The following is a 14747-nucleotide window of genomic DNA, read 5'->3' as shown; positions in this document are numbered from 1 at the left end:
GCATGGTTCCCGCCACCGCGGCTTGACCTGCCGCAAGGCAAAATTGAAGTCACTCGGGCAGCCGATTGATTTTGCGGGGCGAAGCAGCCAGAAGGGGACCATGTCCGAGATCTCCACCCGCGATGCGGCCCGCGACGGCGCCAGTGCCAGGGACGCCGCCAGAGACAACGCCAGAGACAACGCGATGTCGGTGGCGGCGATCTCGTCGGAGCGCCCCGAGTCCGACGACAATGTCTGGACGCGCCGGCTCGTGCTGTTCCTGCGCGTGATGGCGCTGCTGTCGATTCTGAAGGGCCTCTATCACTGGGCCCAGGTCACCGGCTTCGTCGGCGGTGAGGACGAGGCGTTCGAGAACCAGTCGATGGCCTGGCAGGCCGCCACCGTCTATTTCGCCGTGATCGAGCTCGTTGCCGCGGTCGGCCTCTGGCTTGCGACGCCCTGGGGCGCGGTGGTCTGGCTGACGACCGTGGTGTCGATGGCGGTGATCGAACTGATGTTCCCGGGCATCTACGGCGGCAGCCTGATCGTCGTCGGTGTCGAAGCCTTCATGCTCGCCGCCTATCTCGCGCTCGCCTGGATGGCCGCGCGCGAGCGGCCGCCGTAGCGCGCTTGCGATTTCAACGCACACTCACACTCTCTCGTGCCCCGGACGCAGCGCAGCACGCAGTGATGCGCTGCTGAGCCGGGGCCCAGCTCTCCACGATCTCGTTTGCGGCTTCTGGGTCCCGGCTCTGCGCTCCGCTTCGCTGCGCTTGTCCGGGACACGAGAGCGGCATTTCCGAAGTCGTGGCTTGGTTGACCGTTCGTTGCCTAAAATTCGAGGTAACTTTTCATTGACTCCGTGCGTTCCGCCACAGCTCTTACGCGCCCGTTTCGAAACGGGGCGGCCCTGTACTGGAATGCGACAGAGGTGGCGGACGGAGGGTGAACAGGACCTTGCGAGGGTCAACAGACGGTTGCGAAAAGCCCTTGTGACACAGGCTTAATCCGCAATTCACTGTCTTAAATTCATGATCTCTTTATTCTCTTATTTAAGCCGATCTTCAAACGCCCCCCTTAAGTTGCACCTATCAGACGGAGCACAAGTTTCGTCGAATGAGTGTCGATAAAAACGACAACAGGGGAAGTGTCATGATGAAAGCCGTCGCAACTGCGGCAGATACCGCAGAGCGCGTCTCCGGCCAGCAGGGTTCGGTGCAGTCGCTCTATCTGGAAGCTTTGACTCTGGTGGAGCGGCTGCATCGCCGGCTCCTCGACGTCATCAAGGATGAATTCGATCGCCGCGGCCGTGCGGACATCAACTCGGTCCAGGCGCTCCTGCTCTACAACATCGGCGACAAGGAGCTGACCGCGGGCGAGCTGCGCACGCGCGGTTACTATCTTGGCTCCAACGTCTCCTACAATCTGAAGAAGCTCGTCGAGCTCGGCTTCCTCGATCATCAGCGCTCGCGCGTTGATCGCCGCTCGGTGCGCATCCGCCTGACCCCGCAGGGCCAGGAAGTCCGCCGCATCGTCGACTCCCTCTACCAGAAGCACGTCAAGACGGTGGAGCAGGTCGGCGGCATCTCGGGCGAGGAGTTCTCGACCCTCAACAAGTCGCTGCACCGCCTCGAGCGGTTCTGGACCGACCAGATCCTGTATCGTCTCTGAGTTCTTTGCGACGGGACTTGGCCAAGCCGGCCCGCAACAAGACCGGCAAGCCTCCCGAACGTGCCTGACCTCCCCAAGCGCGCCGGCCCGGCTCTGCCCCGGACCGGTGCGTTTTGTCGTTTCGCGACTGCGAAATAATTGCCGGCCAGGGGGAACCAGTTCCCCGCACCGCAGTTGTTACTGCGGATCGGAGGATGCGATGCTGGTCGAGCGCGGGCTTCAGGCAATGAACGTCGAACTCGTGAGCGACGCCTATGCCATCGCAGCGAATTACCTCCGCCGCTCCGGCGCGATTCCCGACACGCTGGTCACCAACGAAAGCCTGCTCGAGATCATCATCAAGCTGCTCCAGCACGGCGAATTGAACAAGATCAGGCTCGCCAACAAGGCCATTGGCCGGTTCGAGGCCCGCGCGGTTGCCTGATCAAAACTCCCAAAATTCGACAGAACCAGAGGATGCCATGGAAGCTGCCATCGACCGCATCATGCAGACCTATGACCTGCTCGCGAACCGCACGTCCGCGGCGAGCGCGGAGGCGCGGGCCAAGGTCACGAACTATCTCAATACGTTGATGGAAGCCGGCGAGAAGGACACCCACAGGTTGACGGTGTGCGGACTGACCTATCTGCGCCAGCTCGACGGCAGCGTCGACCCGGTGAAGGCGGGGTATACCGGGCTGTAGGGGGGCAGGTTCGGCCCGCATCGGCCGGCGCCGGCACGGATTTCAAGGTCCAGATTTTAAGGTCCAAATCGGACCCTTCAAGACTGATCGGGGCGGACTGTTCAAGGAGCCGTCCTCTCGCCCGGATCCTTCAATCCCCACCATATCTTGCATAAATATCAGGCCCGACCCGCAAATACTTGGCCGGGGGCGGGTGATGTGGTAGATCGCGCTCGCCGCTTCCGATCGCCACACCAGACCGCCCGTAGCCCGCCAAAAGGCTGCGGCGGTGGAGATATTCGCAAGATGACCTCAGCCAGAACCGCCTCCGCGCCCGACTCGTTTTTCACCGCCTCGCTCGACCAGGCCGACCCGGAAATCGCCGCCGCCATCAAGGGCGAGCTCGGCCGGCAGCGCCATGAGGTCGAGCTGATCGCCTCCGAGAACATCGTCAGCCGTGCCGTGCTGGAAGCGCAGGGTTCGGTGATGACCAACAAGTACGCAGAGGGTTATCCGGGCGCGCGCTACTATGGCGGTTGTGAGTGGGTCGACGTCGCCGAGAACCTCGCGATCGATCGCGCCAAGAAGCTGTTCGGCGCCAACTTCGCCAACGTGCAGCCGAACTCCGGCAGCCAGATGAACCAGGCGGTGTTCCTGGCGCTGCTGCAGCCCGGCGACACCTTCATGGGCCTCGACCTCGCGGCCGGCGGCCATCTCACCCACGGCTCGCCCGTCAACATGAGCGGCAAGTGGTTCAAGGCCGCGCACTACACCGTGCGCCGCGAGGACCAGATTATCGACATGGACGCGGTCGCCGAGCAGGCCGAAGAGGTCAAGCCCAAGCTGATCGTCGCCGGCGGCTCGGCCTATTCGCGCGCCTGGGACTTCAAGCGTTTTCGCGAGATCGCGGACAGCGTCGGCGCGTACCTCCTGGTCGACATGGCGCACTTCGCCGGTCTCGTCGCCGGCGGCGTCCATGCCTCGCCCGTGCCGTATGCCCACGTCACCACCACCACCACGCACAAGTCGCTGCGCGGTCCGCGCGGTGGCCTGATCCTCTCGAACGACGAGGCGCTCGCCAAGAAGCTCAACTCGGCGATCTTCCCGGGCCTGCAGGGTGGGCCCCTGATGCATGTGATCGCGGCGAAGGCGGTCGCCTTCGGCGAGGCGCTGCGTCCGGACTTCAAGATCTATGCGAAGAACGTCGTCGAGAACGCCAAGGCGCTGGCCGAGGCGATGAAGAGCCACGGGTTCGATATTGTCTCCGGCGGCACCGATAACCATCTGATGCTGGTCGACCTCAGGCCGAAGGGCCTGAAGGGCAACGTCTCGGAGAAGGCGCTGGTCCGCGCCGCCATCACCTGCAACAAGAACGGCATTCCGTTCGACCCCGAAAAGCCCTTCGTCACCTCGGGTCTGCGTCTCGGCACCCCGGCGGCGACGACCCGCGGTTTCGGCGTCGCCGAATTCCAGCAGGTCGGCGGCATGATCGCCGAGGTCCTCAACGCGATCGCGCAGTCCGACGACGGCAAGGCGCCGCTGGTCGAAGCCGCGATCAAGGAGCGGGTCAAGGCGCTCACCGATCGGTTCCCGATCTATCAGTAAGGTCAAGGTACACGGATGCGCTGCCCGAACTGCAACAGTCTCGATACGCAGGTAAAGGACTCGCGTCCGACCGAGGATTCTTCCGTGATCCGCAGGCGTCGCGTGTGCGTCGCCTGCAATTTCCGCTTCACCACCTTCGAGCGCGTGCAGTTGCGCGAGCTCACGGTGATCAAGCGCAACGGCCGCCGCGTGCCGTTCGACCGCGACAAGCTGATGCGCTCGGTGTCGATCTCCTTGCGCAAGCGGCAGGTCGAGCCGGAGCGGGTCGAGAAGATGGTCTCCACCATCGTCCGCGAGCTCGAGACCGGCGGCGAGGCCGAGATCTCCTCCGAGGTGATTGGCGAGACCGTGATGGAGCATCTGCGCACGCTCGACGACGTCGCCTATGTGCGCTTTGCCTCGGTCTATCGCAATTTCCGCGAGGCCAAGGATTTCGCCGACGTGCTCGGCGAGCTCTCCGGTGAGGAGGAAGCGCGGCTCGCCGCGATCCGCAAATGATCTTCCGGATCCTGGAGGATCAGTTCGCGCAGAAGGCCCGCGAGTCCAAGGACGCCGATCGCCGCTTCATGCAGCTGGCGCTGGCGCTGGGCAAGCGCGGGCAGGGGCGCACCTGGCCCAATCCTGCCGTGGGCGCTGTCATCGTCAAAGACGGGGTCATCATCGGCCGCGGCTGGACGCAGCCAGGCGGGCGACCGCATGGCGAGCCCGAAGCGCTGCGCCGGGCCGGCGAGGCCGCGCGAGGCGCCACGCTCTATGTCACGCTGGAGCCATGCTCGCATTTCGGCAAGTCGCCGCCTTGCGCAGACGCGGTGATCGCCGCCGGCATCACGCGGGTGGTTGCGGCGATCGAGGATCCCAATCCGGAAGTCGCGGGCCAGGGTCATGCGCGCTTGCGCGCCGCCGGCATCACGGTGGATGTGGGTCTGTGCGCGGCGGAGGCCGCGTTCGACCATGCCGGGCATTTTCGCCGCATCCGTGACAAGCGCCCGCATGTGATCCTGAAGCTCGCGGTCTCGCCTGACGGCAAGATCGGTGCGGCTGGCGGCAAGCCCCTTGCGATCACGGGCGAGGCCGTGCGCAATCGCGTGCATCTGCTCCGCGCCCAGAGCGACGCCATCCTGGTCGGCATCGGCACGGTGCTGGCGGATGATCCGCAGCTCAACTGTCGCCTGCCGGGCATGGAAGCGCGTTCTCCCATACGCGTCGTGCTCGACCAGAATCTGCGCATTTCGGCCGCGAGCCAGCTTGGTCGTTCCGCGCGGGAGACGCCGCTCTGGGTGATCGGCTCGGAGCTTGCGGAAGCCGCCGCCGCCACGCGGCTTGGAGCGGCCGGCGCTCAGATCATCCGCGTACCGCCAGGAAACGCTTCCGGGCTTGATCTTTCGGCCGTGCTGCATGTGCTGGCGGAGAAAGGCATCACGCGGCTGATGGTCGAGGGCGGCAGCCGCGTCGCGGCGTCCTTCGTCGCGGCCGACCTCGCCGACGAGATCTGGCTGTTCCGCGGAGCGGAAGAGGTCGGCTCGGGCGGCGTCGATGCGCTCGATGCATTGCCCCTGTCGAAAATCACGCAGTCGCAGGCCTATAAGGTTCATGCTAGCGAGACATTCGGCAAGGATACTCTCACCATCTACGAGCGCTCGTAATGTTCACTGGCATTGTCACCGATATCGGCGAGATCGTCGGCTTCACGCCAACAGCGCAGGGCCAGTTGCACAGGCTGCGCATCGCTTGCCGCTACGATCAGACCACCATCGCCGACGGCGCCTCGATCGCCTGCAACGGCGTCTGCCTGACGGTGGTTGCTTCCGGCGTCGAAGGCGGCCGAACCTGGTTCGACGTCGATTCCGCCGCCGAGACGCTGGCGCTGACGACTGCAAAGCACTGGAAGGTCGGCACGAGGCTCAATCTCGAGCGCGCGCTCAAGATTAGCGACGAGCTCGGCGGCCATATCGTCGCCGGCCATGCTGACGGTGTCGCCACCCTCGTCAGTGGCGAGGACCTGCCTGATATGGCGCGGTTCGAGCTCTCGACCACGCGGGAGCTCGCGCGCTTCATCGCCACCAAGGGCTCGATCACGCTCGACGGCGTCTCGCTGACGGTCAATACGGTGAGAGACGTGACCTTTTCGGTGCTGATCATCCCGCATACTCTGACGGTCACGACGATCGGCGGCTGGAAAGCGGGCGCCGAGGTCAATATCGAGGTCGACCTGATGGCCCGCTATGCCGCGCGGCTGACGGAAATGAAGTGACGGCGGAGCCGTTATTCCGGGATGGTCCGAAGGACCAGACCACAGGTGCGCAATTGCGCACCGGGGAATCTCGAGATTCCGGGCTCGATGCTTCGCATCGCCCCCGGAATGACAGTGTCTTTTGAACTTGGCTTACATGCGTCCGGCGACTACATAGCGCCGACCTCTGTAGAACGGATTGAGACGATGGCAGACGCGCGACGCGCACCCCTGAAGGACCAGACCGACATTTCCGGCGCACGCGCGCTGATTGTCGAGGCGCGGTTCTATGACGATCTCCAGGATGCGCTTCTGGACGGCGCGGTGACCGAGCTGAAGGCGGCCGGTCTGACGCATGACGTCATCACGGTTCCCGGCGCGCTCGAAATCCCGGCGGCGGTCGCCATCGCGATCGATGCCGCGGCGGCGAACGGCAAGCCCTATGACGCGGTGATCGCGCTCGGCTGCGTGATCCGTGGCGACACCATCCATTTCGAGATCGTCTCGCAGGAATCCTCGCGCGCGCTGATGGATCTTGCGGTTTCGCGAAAGCTGCCGCTGGGCAACGGCATCCTCACCGTCAACACCGAGGCGCAGGCCTGGGCGCGGGCGCGCGCCAGCGAGCTCAACAAGGGCGGCGATGCCGCGCGCGCCGCGCTTGCGATGCTGCGCATCAAGCGCCGGCTGGCGCGGGCTTGATCATGGCCGATCACAGCAAAAAGCCGCCGGCTGGCACCGAGAAGAAAGCGAACCGGCGCGGTGCGGCGCGGCTCGCGGCCGTGCAGGCGCTGTACCAGATGGACATCGCCGGCGCCGGCATCAACGACATCTTTGCCGAGTTCGAGAGCCACTGGCTCGGCAACGAGGTCGAGGGCGATACTTACCTGCCGGCGGAAGCGGCCTTCTTTCGCGACGTGGTCTCCGGCGTCGTGCGCGACCAGAAGATGCTCGATCCCCTGATCGACGAGGCGCTGTCGAAGGGCTGGCCGCTGAAGCGGATCGAGGCCATCCTGCGCGCGGTGCTGCGGGCAGGGGCCTATGAGCTCCAGCATCGCAAGGACGTGCCGGGCCGCGTCGTCGTGTCAGAATATGTCGACGTTGCGAATGCCTTCGTCGACCGCGAGGAGACCGGCATGGTCAACGCCGTGCTCGACCAGATCGGCCGCCAGTTCCGCGGCGACGAGTTCGGGCGGGGGTAGTTACACATTCCGCTGTCATCACCCGCCTTGTGCGCACTTGCGCACTGGAGCGGGTGATCCAGTACGCCGCGGCAGCGGTTATTGACATCGAGCGTCTCGGCGTACTGGATCGCCCGGTCAAGCCGGGCGATGACAGTGGAGTTTGGGGCTAGCGCCGATGACGAACGCACCGGAAACCTCCGCCGAAGACTCCCTCATCGCGCGCTATTTCAAGCCGCTGGCGACTGACCCCGGCGCGTTCGGGCTGGTCGATGATGCCGCGGTGCTGTCCTCGTCCGGCGACGACATCGTCGTCACCACCGACGCCGTCGTCGAAGGCGTGCATTATCTCGCCACCGATCCGCCCGACACCATCGCGCGCAAGGCGCTGCGGGTGAACCTGTCGGATCTCGTCGCCAAGGGCGCGGCGCCCGCCGGCTTCGTGCTGACGCTGGCGCTGCGCAGCAAGGAGGATGCCTGGCTCAGGCCGTTCGCCGATGCGCTCGGCGAGGACAGCAGGGCTTTCGCGTGCCCGCTGCTTGGCGGCGACACGGTGTCGACGCCGGGGCCGCAGATGATCTCGATCACCGCCTTCGGCCGCGTGCCGAAGGGACGGATGGTCGGCCGTACCGGCGCGCGGCCGGGCGACCGCATCCTGGTGACGGGAACGATCGGCGACGCCGCGCTCGGCCTCGATGTGCTCACAGGCGGCGCCGCGGCCGGGGCGCTCGCGTCCGAACCGCAAGCGAAGGAGATGCTGGTCTCACGCTATCGCGTGCCGCAGCCGCGCAATGTGCTGGCGCAGGCCGTGCGTGACCACGCGACGGCCGCGATGGATGTCTCCGACGGGCTCGCCGGCGATCTGACGAAACTCTGCGCGGCGTCCGGCGTCTCGGCCACGGTGAACGTCGCGAGCGTGCCGCTCTCGGCTGCTGCGGCCGGCCTGATCGCGGGCAACGTCGTTTGCGTTGAGACGCTGCTCGCCGGGGGCGACGATTACGAGGTGCTGTGTACGGTGCCGCCGGCGCAAAGTGAGGCGCTGATTGCCGCAGGGCAGGCGGCGGGCGTGGCCGTCACGGCGATCGGCACGATCGTCGCGGGCCATGAGCGGCCGCGCTTTTTGGACGGGCAAGGCCAGGAACTGACCTTGAGGCGCCTGTCTTACAGCCACTTCTGAATTCAAGTCCGCCCCGAACCCTGATCTGTCCTGGCTTTTCCCGGTCGCGGGTTGGCGCAACCCTGGCGACAGCAAGCGGCTGTATCAGCGCCATAGCTACCAAAGCAGCCAATGGACATGATTCGATGACGGCGGCCGTTTCGAGTTTGAGCGAGGCGCGGACTGTTTCCGGGAAGGAGTGCGGAAGCTGCACGCTCTGCTGCAAGGTTTACAACGTGGTCGAGCTCGGCAAGGCCGCCGGCAAGTGGTGCTCGCATTGCAAGCCCGGCCGAGGCTGCACGATCCACGACAAACTGCCGAGCGAGTGCGCGGCGTTCAATTGTCTCTGGAAAACCGAGCCGACGATGTCCATGCAATGGAAGCCCGATCAGTCGAAGATGGTGCTCACTTTGCACCCCGAGACCAACAACATCCAGGTCGTGGTCGATCCCGGCCTGCCATCGGCCTGGACGCGGCAGCCTTATCACGGCCAGTTGCGCTTGTTGTCGAAGAGCAACATGCCGAAAGGCCATCTCGTGGTGGTGTTCGTCAATGAGCTGGCGACGCTCATCCTGCCCGACCAGGATGTGCAGCTCGGCAGCCTCACACGCGAGCAGGTCGTTTCGGTGACGCATGAGGTCGGCCCGAATGGCGGCGTCTACGAGGTCAAGATCTTCAACCGGCGTACAACAGCCGACGGGCAGACCCTGGAAATGGCGTCAGCCTCTCGCCATCCCGTGAGGGCGATGGCCTAGGCGTGGCCCAGGCCAAGCCTCGCCCGGTTCTGAGGTCGCCTCCCGGTACTGCGCCAGGCCGGCGGCCAAGCGCTCGGGATTAGGTCTAAATACTTGCCGAGATCGGCTTTTTCGGCCTCATCCGGCGTTGCACCCTCAATTTGATTTTGGCAAGCTTGTGACCGACCAGGGCCACACCTTCGTGCAAGGGGCGGCCCTGTTCAACATAAGGGCGCCAACCGCATGACGGAAAAACAAAAGGCGCCGGGGGTACGTACATCAAGGATCTGAGGCAAAAATCACATGACAGCATTATGGTTGATAGTGCTCTGCGGAGTGCTTTCCATCGTCTACGCGATCTGGGCGACGTCTTCGGTGTTGAGTGCGGATGCGGGGTCACCGCGCATGCAGGAAATTGCAGGCGCAGTCGCTGAAGGCGCACAGGCGTATCTGCGGCGCCAGTATACGACGATCGGTATTGTCGGCGTCGTCATCTTCGTCCTGCTTGTCTATTTCCTTGGTCTCTACGTCGGCATCGGCTTCTTGATCGGCGCCGTCCTGTCGGGGGCGGCCGGCTTCATCGGCATGAACGTCTCGGTTCGCGCCAATGTGCGCACCGCCCAGGCAGCGACCACGTCGCTTGCCGGCGGCCTCGAGCTCGCCTTCAAGGCAGGCGCCATCACGGGCATGCTGGTGGCGGGTCTCGCGCTGCTCGGCGTGACCCTCTATTTCGGCTTCCTGGTGCACTCGCTGAAACTGGCGCCCGATAGCCGTCTCGTGGTCGACGCCCTGGTGGCGCTCGGCTTCGGTGCCTCGCTGATCTCGATCTTCGCCCGTCTCGGCGGCGGCATCTTCACCAAGGGTGCGGACGTCGGCGGCGACCTCGTCGGCAAGGTCGAGGCCGGCATCCCCGAGGACGATCCGCGCAACCCGGCCACCATCGCCGACAACGTTGGTGACAACGTCGGCGACTGCGCCGGCATGGCTGCCGACCTGTTCGAGACCTATGCGGTGACTGCGGTCGCCACCATGGTGCTCGCGGCGATCTTCTTCGCCAAGACGCCGATCCTCATGAACATGATGACGCTGCCGCTCGCCATCGGCGGCATCTGCATCATCACCTCGATCATCGGCACCTTCTTCGTGAAGCTCGGGCCGAGCCAGTCGATCATGGGCGCGCTCTACAAGGGCCTGATCGCAACCGGCATCCTGTCGCTGATCGGCATCGCCGGCGTGATCTACTATCTGATCGGCTTCGGCAAGCTCGACGGCGTCGACTACACCGGCATGTCGCTGTTCCAATGCGGCATCGTCGGCCTCGTCGTCACCGCGCTGATCATCTGGATCACCGAATACTACACCGGCACCGACTATCGGCCGGTGAAGTCGATCGCCCAGGCGTCGGTGACCGGTCACGGCACCAACGTGATCCAGGGGCTCGCCGTCTCGATGGAAGCGACCGCGCTGCCCGCGATCGTCATCATCGCCGGCATCCTGGTCACCTACAGCCTGGCGGGCCTGTTCGGCATCGCGATCGCGACGGCCACCATGCTGGCGCTGGCCGGCATGGTCGTCGCCCTCGACGCCTTCGGCCCGGTCACCGACAACGCCGGCGGCATCGCCGAGATGGCGGGCCTGCCGAAGGAGGTGCGCAAGTCGACCGACGCGCTCGATGCGGTCGGCAACACCACCAAGGCGGTGACGAAGGGCTACGCGATCGGTTCCGCCGGTCTCGGTGCCCTCGTGCTGTTCGCGGCCTACAACCAGGACCTCAAGTTCTTCGTTGCGGACTCCGCGCACCATCCGTACTTCGCCGGCGTCAATCCGGACTTCTCGCTCAACAACCCCTACGTGGTTGTCGGCCTGCTGTTCGGCGGCCTCTTGCCGTATCTGTTCGGCGCGATGGGCATGACTGCGGTCGGTCGCGCGGCAAGCGCGATCGTCGAGGAGGTGCGCCGGCAGTTCCGCGAAAAGCCGGGCATCATGCAGGGCACCGACAAGCCGGATTACGGCAAGGCGGTCGACCTGCTGACCAAGGCGGCGATCAAGGAGATGATCATCCCCTCGCTGCTGCCGGTGCTGTCGCCGATCTTCGTCTACTTCGTGATCTATGCGATCGCGGGTGGCGGCCCGGCCGGCAAGTCGGCTGCGTTCTCCGCGGTGGGCGCGATGTTGCTCGGCGTGATCGTGACGGGCCTGTTCGTCGCGATCTCCATGACCTCGGGCGGCGGCGCCTGGGACAACGCCAAGAAGTACATCGAGGACGGTCACTTCGGCGGCAAGGGCAGTGATGCCCACAAGTCGGCCGTCACCGGCGACACCGTCGGCGATCCCTACAAGGATACGGCGGGACCGGCGGTGAACCCGATGATCAAGATCACGAACATCGTGGCCTTGCTGCTGCTGGCGATCCTCGCGCACTGAACGGCGCAAGCGACACACGACAAACCCCGCGGCGCGAGCCGCGGGTTTTTTGTTTTGGTGGGCCGGAGCCTCTCAACGTGTCATTCCGATAGCGGCCTCACCCTCGCTGTCATCGCCCGCGAAGGCGGGCGATCCAGTATTCCAGAGACAGCGGCGTAATGCGGAGAAGCCGCGGCGTACTGGATTCCCCGCCTTCGCGGGGAATGACAGCAGTAGGTGCGGCCGTTATCCCCCGCGCCAACGGCTCGTGTGAACGCCTACTGCACGTCCATCTGCAGGCCTTCCTTCTGGATGATGCCGGCGAACTTCTTCGTCTCGGCGTCCACGAAGTCGGCGAACTGCTGCGGCGTGCCGTAGTCGGCGCGGGCGCCCATGGCGGCGATGTTCTTCTTGATGTCGTCGCGCTCCAGCATCGCCTTGACCTGAAGATTGAGCGCTTCCAGCACGGCGGGCTGCACACCCTTCGGCAGGAACACCGAGAACCACGACGAAACGTCGAAATTGGCCAGCTCCGGCGCGCTCTCGCGCATGGTCGGCAGGTTCGGCGCGAGGTCGCTGCGATCGGTCGTGGTGACGCAGAGGCCGGTGAGGGTGCCGTTCTGCACCTGCGGAAGGCTCGGATAGAGATTGTCGAACAGGATCTGGATGTCGCCGGCCAGCGCGGCCTGGAGCGCGGGGCCCGCGCCGCGGAACGGGATGTGCGTCATCTTCAGTCCGGTGAGCTGGAGGAACCAGGCGCCGGTGAGGTGAGGGCTCTGTCCGACGCCGGACGAGGCGTAGCTGAGCTTGTCCGGGTTGGTCTTCAGATATGCGATCAGCTCGGCGACCGACTTGATGCCGGTCTTCGGATGCGCCGAGACGATGTTCGGGATCCGGATCATGTTGGAGACCGGCTGGAGCTGGTCCGGCTTGTAGGTGAGGTTCTTGAAGATGCTGTAGGCGATCGCGTTCGGCCCGGGGTTGCCGATCAGGATGGTGTGGCCGTCAGGCTTGGCGCGGACGGCCTCGGCCGTGCCGATCGTACCGCCGCCGCCGGAGCGGTTCTCCACGACCGCCGACTGGCCCCAGGCGGTCTGCAGATGCGCGGCCAGCAGCCGGCCCATGACGTCGGTCGAGCCGCCGGCCGCAGCCGGCACGATGATGCGGACGTTTTCGGTGGGTTTCCAGTCCGCCAGGCTCGATCGCGGCAGGATCGCTGCAGCCGAGAGGCCGGCAGCACCGGCGAGCACGCGACGGCGGGACAACAAAGTCTTGGGCACGAATCCACTCCCTGCTTCTTGTTTTGCAGGGAGCGTATGGAACCGGGCGCGCAACGGCAAGCCGCACGCGACGGCAAGTGCCGCGCGGAGGGCGGCACGACGCCGCAGGCTGAAGACTCAGTTAAAGCTGAGCAGCTTGAACAGCGGCGTGAGGTAGTTCATCTCCTGACCCGACGTCGCCGTGGTCCGGCTGATGAAGTCGAAGATCTTGCCGTCCTGAAGGCCGTAATTCGCCAGCCGGCGCACGCGCCGATTCTTGTCGAAATAGACCGCGATGACGCGCTGGTCGACCACCTTCTGGTTCATGAAGGCGACCATCCGCTCCGAGCGCTGCGAGATGTAGTAAAACACCTCGCCGTCGAGGGTTGCGACCGTGGAGGGGGTGCCCATCACGATCAGCACCTGGTCCTGGCTCGCGCCGATCGGAATCTGCTCCAGCGCGCCGGGCGGCAGGATGTAACCCTTCTGGAACTGCTCGCCGGTGCAGCCGGCAAGGGCGGCGCCGACCAGAGCGACGGCCGCGAGCATGCGCAAACCGCGCCAGCGTGCATGAAGGCCGCGCGGCTTGTTGGCGCGCAGGCTGGTCTGGTTCGTTATCGTCATCGTGGAACTGATTCCGTCCCCTTGCGTCGCGCGAGGCGCTGAAGTACCGGGCGGAGACTGCAATTGCAACACGCGCACGCCCGCTTGCGGAACCCACAATGGTTTGGCCGTTCAATCACTTCAAGAAACCCCGGCAAGCCCCGCGCGGCACCATTGAAGCCATCTATGGCATGATCGTGACGCAGGCGCGAGAACCCATATTTTACCGCGACTTGGGCGTGCCCGATACGGTTAACGGGCGTTTCGACCTGTTGCTGCTGCATCTCTGGCTGCTGCTGCGACGCCTGCGCACGGCCCAGAGCGTCAACCAAGGCGCCAACCAGGGCCAGGGCGCCACGGAGCTGTCGCAGGCGCTGTTCGACCGCTTCTGCGAGGACATGGACGACAATCTGCGCGAGATGGGGATAGGCGACCAGACCGTGCCGAAGCGGATGCGGGCCTTCGGCGAGGCGTTTTACGGCCGCGTCCAGGCCTATGACCAGGCCATCGAAGGCGGCGGCGAGGCGCTGGCAGCCGCCGTCTGCAAGAATATCCTGAATGGGACCGGCATGGACCAAGCACGGCAGCTCGCGGCCTACGCCCGGGCCACCGAGGCCGACCTCGGCCGGACAGACGAGGCCACGCTGCTGTGCGCATCCTTCAAGTATCCCCCAGCGCTCACTGAGGACATCACGCGATGAGCCGACCGAACGCCGATTCCAGACCCGATCCCTGGCGGTCCCCCGTCATCGTCGCGCAGATCCCCGACACCGGCCTGCACCGCAAGCTCGAGGCTTCAGTCGCCGAGCTGCAGGCCATCGCCGAGGTCGGCGGCTTGCGGGAGGTGCTCTCCGCCCAGGCTGCTTTCGACGTTGTGCCCAAGAGCGGCGGCCGGATCCAGGTTACGGGGCACGTCCGCGCCCGGATCGGCCAGATCTGCGTCGTCACCCTCGATCCGATCGAGAGCGAGATCGAGGAGGACGTCGATCTGGTGTTCGCCCCCGAAGCCGAGGTTCGGAAGATGGCCGACCTGATCGAGGAGGGGCAGGACGACGCGGAGCCGCCGGAGGTGATCGATCCGCCGGAGGCAATCGTGAACGGCATCATCGATCTCGGCCGGATTGCCACCGATGCGCTGTTCCTGGCGGTCGATCCCTATCCGCGCAAGCCGGGCGTCAAGTTCGAGGCCGAGGTCACCGCGCTGGACCCCGAGGACCATCCGTTCGCGGCGCTGAAGGCGCTCCAGGACAAGAAGAAAGGCAAATAG

Annotated in this window: 17 protein-coding genes; 15 read left to right on the top strand and 2 right to left on the bottom strand. The window is 65.2% G+C overall.

The genetic code is table 11. The features are described from left to right. Positions 1 to 100: 100 nt before the first annotated feature. The 13 genes from IVB46_RS21495 to IVB46_RS21435 all read left to right on the top strand — a co-directional run bounded on the left by IVB46_RS21495 (position 101) and on the right by IVB46_RS21435 (position 11639). A complete protein-coding gene (locus IVB46_RS21495; RefSeq protein ID WP_028155097.1) occupies positions 101 to 604 on the top strand; it encodes a DUF6163 family protein in 504 nt (167 codons plus the stop codon). Positions 605 to 1131: 527 nt separating this feature from the next. Further along, positions 1132 to 1650 (top strand): MarR family winged helix-turn-helix transcriptional regulator, encoded by a 519-nt coding sequence (locus tag IVB46_RS21490; protein ID WP_011087797.1) that lies wholly within the window; start codon positions 1132 to 1134, stop codon positions 1648 to 1650. Positions 1651 to 1849: 199 nt separating this feature from the next. Beyond that, entirely contained in the window at positions 1850 to 2074 is a 225-nt protein-coding gene (locus IVB46_RS21485) for a hypothetical protein (RefSeq protein WP_247302058.1), read from the top strand. Between the two features lie 37 nt (positions 2075 to 2111). Further along, the gene (locus tag IVB46_RS21480; protein WP_008131709.1) at positions 2112 to 2333 is read left to right on the top strand and encodes a hypothetical protein; all 222 of its coding nucleotides are present in this window, start codon (positions 2112 to 2114) and stop codon (positions 2331 to 2333) included. 285 nt (positions 2334 to 2618) lie between these two features. Further along, complete coding sequence (glyA, locus tag IVB46_RS21475; RefSeq protein ID WP_247302057.1) at positions 2619 to 3917, top strand: serine hydroxymethyltransferase; 1299 nt, start codon at positions 2619 to 2621, stop codon at positions 3915 to 3917. Between the two features lie 15 nt (positions 3918 to 3932). Next, positions 3933 to 4415 carry a transcriptional regulator NrdR gene (nrdR, locus tag IVB46_RS21470; protein WP_007603426.1) on the top strand — a complete coding sequence of 161 codons (483 nt, stop codon included), beginning with the start codon at positions 3933 to 3935 and terminating at the stop codon, positions 4413 to 4415. After that, positions 4412 to 5560, top strand: a complete 1149-nt coding sequence (ribD, locus tag IVB46_RS21465) for a bifunctional diaminohydroxyphosphoribosylaminopyrimidine deaminase/5-amino-6-(5-phosphoribosylamino)uracil reductase RibD (RefSeq protein ID WP_247302055.1) — start codon at positions 4412 to 4414, stop codon at positions 5558 to 5560. The genes nrdR and ribD overlap by 4 nt, the downstream gene beginning before the upstream one ends. Further along, a complete protein-coding gene (locus tag IVB46_RS21460; RefSeq protein ID WP_247302053.1) occupies positions 5560 to 6168 on the top strand; it encodes a riboflavin synthase in 609 nt (202 codons plus the stop codon). Before ribD ends, IVB46_RS21460 begins: the two co-directional genes overlap by 1 nt. A gap of 186 nt (positions 6169 to 6354) precedes the next feature. Further along, complete coding sequence (gene ribH / locus IVB46_RS21455; RefSeq protein WP_166342075.1) at positions 6355 to 6846, top strand: 6,7-dimethyl-8-ribityllumazine synthase; 492 nt, start codon at positions 6355 to 6357, stop codon at positions 6844 to 6846. 2 nt (positions 6847 to 6848) lie between these two features. Then, entirely contained in the window at positions 6849 to 7346 is a 498-nt protein-coding gene (gene nusB, locus IVB46_RS21450; protein WP_063982855.1) for a transcription antitermination factor NusB, read from the top strand. 157 nt (positions 7347 to 7503) lie between these two features. Further along, complete coding sequence (gene thiL, locus IVB46_RS21445; protein ID WP_247302052.1) at positions 7504 to 8502, top strand: thiamine-phosphate kinase; 999 nt, start codon at positions 7504 to 7506, stop codon at positions 8500 to 8502. Positions 8503 to 8627: 125 nt separating this feature from the next. Continuing rightward, positions 8628 to 9236, top strand: a complete 609-nt coding sequence (locus tag IVB46_RS21440; RefSeq protein ID WP_166097064.1) for a hypothetical protein — start codon at positions 8628 to 8630, stop codon at positions 9234 to 9236. Positions 9237 to 9518: 282 nt separating this feature from the next. Beyond that, positions 9519 to 11639, top strand: coding sequence for a sodium-translocating pyrophosphatase (locus tag IVB46_RS21435; RefSeq protein WP_071913231.1), 2121 nt, complete (start codon positions 9519 to 9521; stop codon positions 11637 to 11639). Positions 11640 to 11896: 257 nt separating this feature from the next. Here IVB46_RS21435 and IVB46_RS21430 read toward each other — a convergent pair whose 3' ends face one another. Together IVB46_RS21430 and bamE are read right to left on the bottom strand one after the other, a co-directional pair. After that, a complete protein-coding gene (locus IVB46_RS21430) occupies positions 11897 to 12898 on the bottom strand; it encodes a tripartite tricarboxylate transporter substrate binding protein (RefSeq protein WP_039147814.1) in 1002 nt (333 codons plus the stop codon). A 117-nt stretch (positions 12899 to 13015) separates the two neighbouring features. Continuing rightward, positions 13016 to 13501, bottom strand: a complete 486-nt coding sequence (gene bamE / locus IVB46_RS21425; RefSeq protein ID WP_028152489.1) for an outer membrane protein assembly factor BamE — start codon at positions 13499 to 13501, stop codon at positions 13016 to 13018. Between the two features lie 98 nt (positions 13502 to 13599). Between bamE and IVB46_RS21420 the strand changes: the two genes are divergently transcribed. Further along, the gene (locus IVB46_RS21420) at positions 13600 to 14181 is read left to right on the top strand and encodes a ubiquinol-cytochrome C chaperone family protein (protein ID WP_247302051.1); all 582 of its coding nucleotides are present in this window, start codon (positions 13600 to 13602) and stop codon (positions 14179 to 14181) included. Continuing rightward, positions 14178 to 14747, top strand: a complete 570-nt coding sequence (locus IVB46_RS21415) for a DUF177 domain-containing protein (protein ID WP_247302048.1) — start codon at positions 14178 to 14180, stop codon at positions 14745 to 14747. Before IVB46_RS21420 ends, IVB46_RS21415 begins: the two co-directional genes overlap by 4 nt.

Origin of the sequence: Bradyrhizobium sp. 61 (assembly GCF_023073075.1) — a bacterium.
GTDB classification, from domain to species: Bacteria; Pseudomonadota; Alphaproteobacteria; order Rhizobiales; family Xanthobacteraceae; genus Bradyrhizobium; species Bradyrhizobium barranii.
The sequence above is the reverse complement of the archived record's forward strand: the minus strand, read 5'-3'. Positions and strand labels throughout refer to the sequence as shown.

Bases quoted from the DNA above. Each gene is read 5' to 3' on its own strand.
- IVB46_RS21440 (WP_166097064.1), top strand. From the start codon at position 8,628: ATGACGGCGGCCGTTTCGAGTTTGAGCGAGGCGCGGACTGTTTCCGGG.
- glyA (WP_247302057.1), top strand. From the start codon at position 2,619: ATGACCTCAGCCAGAACCGCCTCCGCGCCCGACTCGTTTTTCACCGCC.
- nusB (WP_063982855.1), top strand. From the start codon at position 6,849: ATGGCCGATCACAGCAAAAAGCCGCCGGCTGGCACCGAGAAGAAAGCG.
- IVB46_RS21490 (WP_011087797.1), top strand. From the start codon at position 1,132: ATGATGAAAGCCGTCGCAACTGCGGCAGATACCGCAGAGCGCGTCTCC.
- nrdR (WP_007603426.1), top strand. From the start codon at position 3,933: ATGCGCTGCCCGAACTGCAACAGTCTCGATACGCAGGTAAAGGACTCG.
- IVB46_RS21435 (WP_071913231.1), top strand. From the start codon at position 9,519: ATGACAGCATTATGGTTGATAGTGCTCTGCGGAGTGCTTTCCATCGTC.
- IVB46_RS21495 (WP_028155097.1), top strand. From the start codon at position 101: ATGTCCGAGATCTCCACCCGCGATGCGGCCCGCGACGGCGCCAGTGCC.
- IVB46_RS21485 (WP_247302058.1), top strand. From the start codon at position 1,850: ATGCTGGTCGAGCGCGGGCTTCAGGCAATGAACGTCGAACTCGTGAGC.
- ribD (WP_247302055.1), top strand. From the start codon at position 4,412: ATGATCTTCCGGATCCTGGAGGATCAGTTCGCGCAGAAGGCCCGCGAG.
- bamE (WP_028152489.1), bottom strand. From the start codon at position 13,501: ATGACGATAACGAACCAGACCAGCCTGCGCGCCAACAAGCCGCGCGGC.
- IVB46_RS21460 (WP_247302053.1), top strand. From the start codon at position 5,560: ATGTTCACTGGCATTGTCACCGATATCGGCGAGATCGTCGGCTTCACG.
- ribH (WP_166342075.1), top strand. From the start codon at position 6,355: ATGGCAGACGCGCGACGCGCACCCCTGAAGGACCAGACCGACATTTCC.
- IVB46_RS21480 (WP_008131709.1), top strand. From the start codon at position 2,112: ATGGAAGCTGCCATCGACCGCATCATGCAGACCTATGACCTGCTCGCG.
- thiL (WP_247302052.1), top strand. From the start codon at position 7,504: ATGACGAACGCACCGGAAACCTCCGCCGAAGACTCCCTCATCGCGCGC.
- IVB46_RS21415 (WP_247302048.1), top strand. From the start codon at position 14,178: ATGAGCCGACCGAACGCCGATTCCAGACCCGATCCCTGGCGGTCCCCC.
- IVB46_RS21420 (WP_247302051.1), top strand. From the start codon at position 13,600: ATGGTTTGGCCGTTCAATCACTTCAAGAAACCCCGGCAAGCCCCGCGC.